At 68.5% G+C, this 8335-nt stretch carries 7 protein-coding genes; 1 reads left to right on the forward strand and 6 read right to left on the reverse strand.

Annotation, left to right across the window (positions count from 1 at the left end; translation table 11 throughout):
- From VHK87_RS05835 to VHK87_RS05850, 4 genes are all read right to left on the reverse strand, one after another.
- Window positions 1-364, reverse strand: a 364-nt coding sequence (locus tag VHK87_RS05835; RefSeq protein WP_329633958.1) for an SRPBCC domain-containing protein, incomplete at its 3' end; no start/stop codon positions are given.
- Window positions 348-701 (reverse strand): metalloregulator ArsR/SmtB family transcription factor, encoded by a 354-nt coding sequence (locus tag VHK87_RS05840; protein WP_329633959.1) that lies wholly within the window; start codon window positions 699-701, stop codon window positions 348-350. The genes VHK87_RS05840 and VHK87_RS05835, both read right to left, overlap by 17 nt.
- Window positions 702-714: 13 nt before the next feature.
- Window positions 715-939, reverse strand: coding sequence for a hypothetical protein (locus VHK87_RS05845; RefSeq protein WP_329633960.1), 225 nt, complete (start codon window positions 937-939; stop codon window positions 715-717).
- Window positions 936-1682, reverse strand: coding sequence for a DUF899 domain-containing protein (locus VHK87_RS05850; protein WP_329633961.1), 747 nt, complete (start codon window positions 1680-1682; stop codon window positions 936-938). Before VHK87_RS05850 ends, VHK87_RS05845 begins: the two co-directional genes overlap by 4 nt.
- A 147-nt stretch (window positions 1683-1829) precedes the next feature.
- Here VHK87_RS05850 and VHK87_RS05855 point away from each other — a divergent pair, with 147 nt between their 5' ends.
- Window positions 1830-3083 carry a dicarboxylate/amino acid:cation symporter gene (locus VHK87_RS05855; protein ID WP_329633962.1) on the forward strand — a complete coding sequence of 418 codons (1254 nt, stop codon included), beginning with the start codon at window positions 1830-1832 and terminating at the stop codon, window positions 3081-3083.
- Window positions 3084-3137: 54 nt separating this feature from the next.
- On the opposite strand, the gene VHK87_RS05860 is transcribed toward VHK87_RS05855, so the two are convergent.
- Window positions 3138-5837 (reverse strand): TonB-dependent receptor, encoded by a 2700-nt coding sequence (locus VHK87_RS05860; RefSeq protein ID WP_329633963.1) that lies wholly within the window; start codon window positions 5835-5837, stop codon window positions 3138-3140.
- 278 nt (window positions 5838-6115) lie between these two features.
- Entirely contained in the window at window positions 6116-8071 is a 1956-nt protein-coding gene (locus VHK87_RS05865; protein WP_329633964.1) for an MBL fold metallo-hydrolase, read from the reverse strand.
- Window positions 8072-8335: the final 264 nt, after the last annotated feature.

The raw sequence follows: 8335 nt of genomic DNA on the forward strand, positions 1-8335 counted from the left end.
CGTTGGCTTCGGCGAAGGTGATCGTCACCAGCGTCTCGACGCCGGCCGCAGGACCGGAGTCCCAGCTGAATGTGAAGGCGATCCGGCGATCGCGCTCGATCTCCTTGTAGACGCCGCCCTGCCAGTTCTCGTCGCCTTCGAAGACGAAACAGGCGCGCCAGGCGCCGCCTTCGCGGAAGTCATGGCTGAAGTGGGTGCAGCGGCAGTCCCTCGGCGCCCACCAGTTCGCCCGGTGCACCGCGTCCTCCCACATACGGAAGACCAGCGGCAGCGGCGCGTCGAAGTGGCGAACGATCAGCAACTCGTCGTCGCGGAGCGGCATGCCGGGATCGAGCCCCTCGCGCCTGTCAGTTCTTGCGTCCATCGGGATCTCCCTTGGTGAGCTTGGCGAGATAGGCGTCCATCTTGTCGAAGCTGCCCTCCCAGAAGCGGCGGTACTGGGCGAGCCAGCCGTCGAGGTCCTTCAGCGGCCCGGCCTCGAGCCGGCAGGGTCGCCACTGCGCCTCGCGGCCGCGGGAGATCAGTCCCGCCTGCTCGAGCACCTTCAGGTGCCGGGAGACGGCGGGCAGGCTGATGTCGAACGGCTCGGCCAGCTCGTTCACCGTCGCCTCGCCCTGGCTCAGCCGGGCTAAGATCGCCCGCCGGGTCGGGTCCGCGATCGCCGAAAGCGTCGCGCTTAGGGGGTCGGCTGCAGCCTGCATCTTGTCTCCTCCGTCATCTCTTCCGCCGCGCCGCCAGCCTCAGCCAGGGCGAGACGTGGAAGGCGGCCATCAGCAGGTACATCTGCGTCATGCCGTCCACGCCAGACCTTGCGCCGGCGCCGCAGAGCGCGTCCATCGGCCCGCCGCCCCAGGCCGCCGTCGCCGTCGCCATGGCCGCGAAGGTGGGGGCGGCGGCCAGGCTCAGCCCCTCGGCCGCCCGGGCGAGGGGCGCGTTCATCCGCCTTGTGCGTTGGCCGCCCGGAAGGCGGCCTCGCCGGCTTCCGACACCTGGACCCATTCAGGATCGGGAGCGGCCTGCGGGGCATAGCTGTCGTTCCAGTTCCACCACTTGTACGGCGGCGTCTGCGGATAGCCCTCGGGCGAATCTTCCCAGGTCTCCTGGCGGCCCAGGGGCGACAGGTCGAGGTAGCTCCAGGTGGTCCCCATCGCCTCGTCCCCGCGGTTGTTGATGAAGTAGGTGCGGAAGATCCGCTCGCCGTCGCGGATGAAGACGTTGTGGCCGTGCCACTCGTCGACGCCGAAATCCTTGTCGAAGCTGTCGGTGACGGTGTGCCAAGGGATCTTCCAGCCCATCCTCTCCTTCAGCCGCGCGATGTCGGCCTGCGGGGCGCGGGATACGAAGCAGAGCGTGGTGTCGCGGGCGTTCAGGTGGGACAGGTGCGCCACCTGGTCGGCCACCATCGAGCAGCCGCGGCACGCGTGCTCGGGCCAGCCGTGCACGCCGGGCTCATAGAAGGCGCGGTAGACGATCAGCTGACGCCTGCCCTCGCAAAGGTCGAGCAGGCTGGCCGGTCCCGTGGCCGTTTCGAAGACATAGGGCTTCTCGACGGCCATCCACGGCATCCGCCGCCGCTCCGCGGCCAGCGAGTCACGGGCGCGGGTGAGGGCCTTCTCCTTCACCAAAAGCTGCTCCCGCGCAGCTTCCCACTCGGTCGGCGCTACGATCGGCGGCGTCTGCATAATGGCGATCCTTCCATTCGTATTTAATCAGCATGCTAATTAAGGAGAGCGTTAAATACCGGGCGCGCTGGCGCGTCAAGCCCTGGGTCGGGCTCGGCTGGTGACGGCGCGAGGAACGCGGGGTGCACCCAGTCCGTTAGCTCCACCGTGAGCGGCTTGACCATCCGCATACTGGCCGCCTTGGCCCTTGGCCTGTTCGCGGGCGCCGCGGTGGCGGCGTTCTCGCCAGGGTCTTCCGAGGCCGTGCTCGGCGTCGCTCAGCCGGTCGGAAAGATCTGGCTGGACGCCCTGACCATGACCGTGACGCCGCTCGTCTTCGGGCTGGTGGTTACCGGGATCGCCGCCCCCGCCCGCGGCGGGGGAGCGGCGGCTCGCGCCTTCGGCTGGTTCGCGGTCCTCCTCGTCGGAGCCTGCGCCGTCGGCGCTGCTGTGTCTGTCGGGCTGCTGCGGCTGTGGCCGTTGAGCCCCGAGCTCGTCCCTCCGGTTGAAGCGCCGCCCGAAGTCGCCTCAGCGAGCGAGTGGTTATCCGGCCTGATACCGACGAACCCGTTCAAGGCCGCCGCAGAGACGGCCATCGCACCCCTGGTGGTGTTTGCGCTTCTGTTTGGGTTCGCTGCGCGCCGGATCGCAGCGCCGCTACGGACAAGCCTCGTGGCCGTCCTCGAGGCGATGGTGCAGACCATGCTGGTGATCGTCCGGTGGGTCCTTTTGCTGGGCCCGCTCGGGGTCGGCGCCTTGGCGATAGTGGTGGGGGTGCAGCTCGGCGCCGGGGCCTTCGGGGTTCTCTTCCACTACGTCCTGTTGGTGGCGTCGGTTTGTCTGACGGTGACCCTGCTCGCCTACCCGGTGGCCGCGGTCTTCGGGCGGATTTCGCCGCTCAAGCTGGCGCGGGCCAGCCTGCCCGCTCAAGCGGTGGCCCTAAGCACCCAGTCGTCGCTGGCCTCCTTGCCGGCGATGGTCGAAGCTGCGCCGGCCCTTGGGGTGCGCGACGATACGGCAGGTGTGGTGCTGCCCCTGGCGGTGTCTATTTTTCGCGCCGCGAGCGCGGCGGCGAACGTCGCCGTCGCCGTCTATCTGGCCCATTTCCACGGCGTGGCGCTGGGCCCGGCCGCGCTCGCAGTGGTGGTGCTGGTGGCGGCGGTGGTCAGCCTCGCGGCCGTGGGCCTGCCGGCCCAGGTCTCGTTCTTCGCGACCATCGCGCCGGTCTGCCTGGCCGCCGGCGTGCCGGTGATCATGTTGCCGCTCCTGTTGGCCGTCGAGAGCGTCCCGGACCTGTTCCGCACCATCGGGAACGTCACCGCTGACCTCACCGTCACCCGCATCGTGGGGCGCGACGACCTCAGTGCGCCGGCCCCTGCGGAGGCGCCGGCGTCCGAGGGCGCTGCGGCTCCCGCCGGCTGACGCCGCTGGCGAACCCGGATGCACCGCTCTGCGCGAGCGCCGCCGGCGCAAGGGTCAGAAGGTGAAGCGCAGCCCGGCGAGGTACTTGCGGCCGAAGCTCTCCACTTCGTAGGGCCGGTTCTCATTGCCCTGGTAGCGGATGCCCTTCTCGTTGGTCAGGTTGTTGGCGTCGAAGAACAGCGAGACGTTGTCGTTGACCTGGTAGCGCAGCGAGAATTCCAGCCGGGTCGTCTCGTCCCAGTAGAGGTTCTGGTTTGCGGCGCTGCCGCTTGGGAACACCTCGTCCAGCCAGTCCGTACGGTACTGGTAGGTCAGGCGGGCCGAGAGGCCGTACTTCTCGTAGAACAGGGTCGCGCCGACGATCCGGTCGGAGGTGCCGGGGAACTCCACGCTGTCGCCGTCGGGCGTCTCGAACTCGCCTGTGGTGAAGGCGAGGCTGCCCTGGAAGCCGAGACCCGAGAGCGGGCCCGGCAGGAAGTCGAACGCGTGGTAGTAGACGAACTCCACGCCGCTCAGGTGGCCGTCGCCGCCGTTCAACGTGGTGCTGAGCGTATAGCCGCTGCGGTCCGCGCCGCCGGCGTTGTAGCTGTCGTCCCCCACGATGCGGCTGGCGTCGAACAGGACGTCCTGGACTTCCCGGTGGTAGGCGTTCACCGCGATCAGGTTCGCCGGCCCAAAGTACCACTCGGCTGAAAGGTCGACCCCGTAGGCCTTCTCGGGCGTGAGGAAGGGATTGCCGCCGGTGATCGTCTGGGCCGCGTCGTTGATCGTCACAGTGGCGCGGAGGTCCGCCAGGCTGGGCCGCGCCTGACCGGAGACTAGGGCCGCGCGGAACTTCAACTCGTCGGAGTAGTCGAAGCTGTAGTGCAGGCTGGGGAACCAGGACGTCTCTTCGCTGGAGAAGGTGAGCGGCACCAGCGTCGTGCCGACGGCGCCCAGCCCCTGGGTCTCGATCTCGGTGCGCTCCACCCGCACGCCGCCGACCAGCGTATGGCGGTCCCACTTCCATCGGTTCATGGCATAGGCGCCGGTCACCGCTTCATCGACGGTGTTGAGCGACCGCGGATCGTTGGCGAACACGGGGAAGTTGGCCCCAGCGGCGTTGGCTGCGCGGGCGGCGTCCATCACCCGCTGCATCTGCCAGTCCATCGCCGGATTGTGGACGTAGGTAGCGGTGAAGCCGAAGTCGAAGTTGCTGTCCCAGGGATTGGCGGTCACGAAGGCGAAGGGCGTCCAGGGCACGTTCAACTGGCTGGCGATGGTGCGCAGCGGGAAGCCGCTGACGTTGCCGCTGACCACCTGGCCGTTAGGCCGCACCAGGGCGACGTCGGCGCCCTCCTGTGAACGGTCGTCGTGCTGCACGCCCGCGCTGAACCGCGCCTCCGCGCCGAAGCTTTCCCAGTCGCGGTCGACGTCGAACTTGGCCGTATAGGCTTCCGTCTCAAGCTGCGACGTAAACTCGGTTGCCCATTCGTGGGTGAAGGCCAGCTGGTTAAGCGAAGTCCGCTGCGGGCCGCGCGTCGGGACGTTGTTCACCAGGACCGTGTCGTACAGGGTGTGGAAGGGCACTCCGCCTGGTTCGGCGTTCACATCCACAGTCATCGAAGGCAGACGCGCCACGATCGCGGGGTCCGTCGTCCTGTTGAGGGCGTTGGCCGTGCTTTGGCCCGTCTCGGGCGTGTAGGTGTTGAACTCGGTCGTCGTGTGGGCAAGGTTCCAGTCGATTTCCCAGTCGGCGATGCGGTGCTCGCCGTGAAGGACGTCGTAGGTCACCCCGTTCGAGTACTTGCCCCATTCGAACAGGGCGTCGGTCGGCACCCCCACCAGGTTCAGGCGCTCGAAGTTGCGCTCGATCGTCTGGAAGGCGTTGTTGTACTGGAAACGATACTGGTTCCGCTCTTCGTAGTCGTTGAACTCGGTCCTCAGGTGAGTGAAAGAGACGTAGTGGTCGTCGTTCGGCGAGTATTCGACGCGGCCCGAATAGGACTCCGTCACCCGGGTGATGATGTACTTGGTGATCCGCAGCTGGGTCGGGCCGACCGCATCGAAGCGCGGCTCGGAGTTGTCGGTGTGCTGCTCGAACTCGTAGTGCGAGCCGACCAGGCTGACGCCCCACGTCCCGTTCGACCAGGAAACGCGGCCGGCGTAGCTCTTCACGGGGCCGTCGCCAAGGTCGACGAAGCCGCCGCCGATTTCCCCAAAGACGTGGAAACCCGGATTTTCTAGGGGCGAATAGGTCTCGATGTTGACCCGCCCGGCGAGAGCCTCGGCGGGCATGTCCGGCAGCAGGGTCTTGTTCAGCACCACCTGGCTGATCTGGGCGGCCGGCACGGAGTCGAAGCGGAAAATCCGGTCCTCGGCGCCCAGCACGTTGATGCCGTCGAACGCGACCGCGGTCCACCGCGTCGGCGCGCCGCGGATCTGGATGTAGCGCTCCTGGCCCTGGTCGCGCTGGACGCCGACGCCGGGCAGGCGGGCCAGAGCGCCGGCCGCCGTGGCGTCCGGGAAGCGGCCGATGGTGTCGGCGGCGATCACGTTGACGACGTTGTCGGAGGCTTGCTGGAGCTCCAGCGACTTCTCGATGCTGTCGCGGATCGGGGTGGCGGTGACCACCAGCTCGGCCACGGTGGACGCGTCGTCGTCGGCCCAGGCGGCCTGCGCCCCCAGCAGCAGCGGGGCGGCCGCCGCGCAGGCGACCAGCCCGAGTTTGATGCGCGTGCGGCGTCCCGTACGTCGTCCCGTCGTCATGGTCATCGCCCATCCCCCTTGGCTGTGGCGTTCAGCAGACGGGCGGAGGCGATAGGGCGCGCACGTGTCACCCGCGCGCAGATTTAATGAAAGGTTGATGCCGCCAGTGCGACTTGTCGGGCCCGACAGGCGTCCGGCAGCGAGGAGTTGAAGGCCGGAACAGGCGGCCGCCGCCACGCGCAGACCTCTGGCGGGAAGGGCTCACGGCGCCGTTGAACCCGGCGCTGGCCGCCGGCCTTGAAGGCGCGCGTAGGCCCGCGCCGGCCGGCGCTAGGACCTGGTCTTCAGGTGGATGCCGCCTGGAAGGCGTGGATTGTCCAGCGCTCACCGTTGTCGCGCTTGGATGCGCACAGGATGAGGTCCCCGTCGGTGCGCACGTTGACGAGGCCGTAGACGTTGTTCTCCATGACCCGGAGCCGCTTGAAACTCTTACGCGGATAGACGGCGCCGACCACGCCGGTGGGACGCCGGCCGTAGACCATCGCCCTGGCCCCGTTTGCGGCGGCCTGCGCTTCAAGCGCCGTCAGCCGAGCCTTCTCGCGCGTCCGGGCGGCCCGGACCACGGCCTTGGCCGCCGGCGAGTCCGGGTCCCCGATCGCTTCGAAGGCGCTCCAATCCTCCTCGCTCATGAACTCGCGGTCGGAGAAGTCGGCGACGGCCTTGCCGAGAAAGGCCGCGCTCGGCGCCTGCCCGGCGCTGATCTCGATGCGATTGGCTTCGGCCAGGAGGACGCTGCGCTCGATTTCGGTCATGTAGATCAGCGGCGTCACAACGCGATCGCCGTCTGCAGACAGCAGCTTGCGGCCCGACAGCGCGCTCGCGGCGACGATCTCGGGGCGCGGGTGGGCGTAGCCCTCGTTGTCGCCCGACGAAATGACCGTCGCCGCGGCGTTGATCGCTTCCAGGAACTTCAACGAGACGTCGTCGCTGCCGTGGTGACAGGCCTTGGCCACGTCGCAGCGCCAGGCGTCGAGGGCGCCGCCGTAGGACTGCGTGAGCCAGTTCATGCTGTCGGTGTTGAGGTCGCCGGTCATCAGGATGCGCGCGGCGCCGTAGTCGAGCCGCAGGCAGACGCTGTGGCCGTTGGTGTTGATGCTCTTCTCGCCGAGGTCGGGGAGCGCCGGCCGCCCGCCGTTGTCGAGCGTCGTAGGGGCCAGCACCTGGATCTCGCATCCGCCCAGCGCGTCGAGCACCGGGAGGCGACCGGCGGCAGCGGCGTCGGCCGCAAGCCCTATGCGTTCGATCGTCGGCTGGCCGCCGCAGTTCAGGACCGCCTTGATGAGGCCCTTCCACGACCCGCTGAGCTCGAGCCCTCCGGGGCCGGCGCCGTCGACCAGCGCCTGAGCGTCGCCGCGGTCGTCCAATAGGCGGGTGAACGCGGCCCGGCCTTGCACCGAGGCCACCGGACCGAGCCCATCGACGTGAACCGTCGCGGGAAAGCGCGAGAGCCCGGGGTGGCCGAACCGCGCGACCTCCACGTCGAGGCAGTCGAGCTCTTCGCGCGCCGCCTCGTCCTTGTCGAGGAGGTCGGCCAGCCCTCCGTAATGGTCGGCATCGCTGTGCGATGCGATCATCCAATCGAGCTTAATCCGCCAGTCGCCGTAGTCCTTGAAGAACTTCCAGTCGACGAAGTCGGCGGCGTTCTTGCCCGTCATCTGCATCGAGCGGGAGAGCCCGCCATCGATCATCATGTGAGCGCCGTCAGGGAACCGGATCAGGACCCCGTCGCCCTGGCCCACGTCCACGAAGTAGACCTCGAGGAGGGCGTCCGGCGTGAGCCGGTCGAGGGCGATTTCGCCGAACAGCCCGCGCGCGCGAACGCGGGCCTTGTCGCCGCGCCGCTCGATGATCTGCACGAGATCGCCCCAGAGGAGATCGACGCTCTCGCCGGATCGCAGCGAAAGTCGCGCGGCGAGCCGCTTCGGATCTTCGATCGCCGCGGGCCGGCCTACGTAGGCGATCTCGACCAGGTGATCCGACCGCACGAATCCGACATCGCCTTCGTGGCGCGCGGCCGTCCATGCATCGGCGGACAACCCGCTCGGCAACTCGACCGAGGCGCCCCACGGCAGATCGCCCATGACGCCGGCGTCCGCCGAAGGCGCGGCCCGGAGCGGAGTCGTGAACGCCTTTCGGAACTCGGCCTGAGCACGCTTTGCGGCCGCTGCGCCGCGCCCCCGAAGCGTCTCGAAGTAGACGTCGGTGTCGTCGCTCCAGGCTTGGACCCATCCTTGGACCATCCGTCCCTCCCTAGAGGTGGAGTTCAACTTTAAGGTGAGCCTTGAGGCTGTTCAAGTGACGCGCGTCGGCGGCGGGCGAGCAGAAGCTCAGCGCTGGCACCCAGGCCAGCCCGCGCGGGCCTCACCGCCAGCCAGTTCCCCCAGAGACAAACCCGCGCTACGATCGCCGAAAGTTCAGCAGGGGAAGTCCGATGTTCGTCGACATGCGCGAGGGCACGCAGGAACACTGGAAGGTCATCGGCGCGGAGCACCGCGTCCACCAGC

Origin of the sequence: Phenylobacterium sp. (assembly GCF_036263695.1) — a bacterium.
Taxonomy (GTDB): Bacteria; Pseudomonadota; Alphaproteobacteria; order Caulobacterales; family Caulobacteraceae; genus Phenylobacterium.

Excerpts from the sequence above, each read along its gene's own strand:
- VHK87_RS05840 (WP_329633959.1), bottom strand. The coding sequence starts at position 701 with ATGCAGGCTGCAGCCGACCCCCTAAGCGCGACGCTTTCGGCGATCGCG.
- VHK87_RS05845 (WP_329633960.1), bottom strand. The coding sequence starts at position 939 with ATGAACGCGCCCCTCGCCCGGGCGGCCGAGGGGCTGAGCCTGGCCGCC.
- VHK87_RS05850 (WP_329633961.1), bottom strand. The coding sequence starts at position 1,682 with ATGCAGACGCCGCCGATCGTAGCGCCGACCGAGTGGGAAGCTGCGCGG.
- VHK87_RS05860 (WP_329633963.1), bottom strand. The coding sequence starts at position 5,837 with ATGACCATGACGACGGGACGACGTACGGGACGCCGCACGCGCATCAAA.
- VHK87_RS05865 (WP_329633964.1), bottom strand. The coding sequence starts at position 8,071 with ATGGTCCAAGGATGGGTCCAAGCCTGGAGCGACGACACCGACGTCTAC.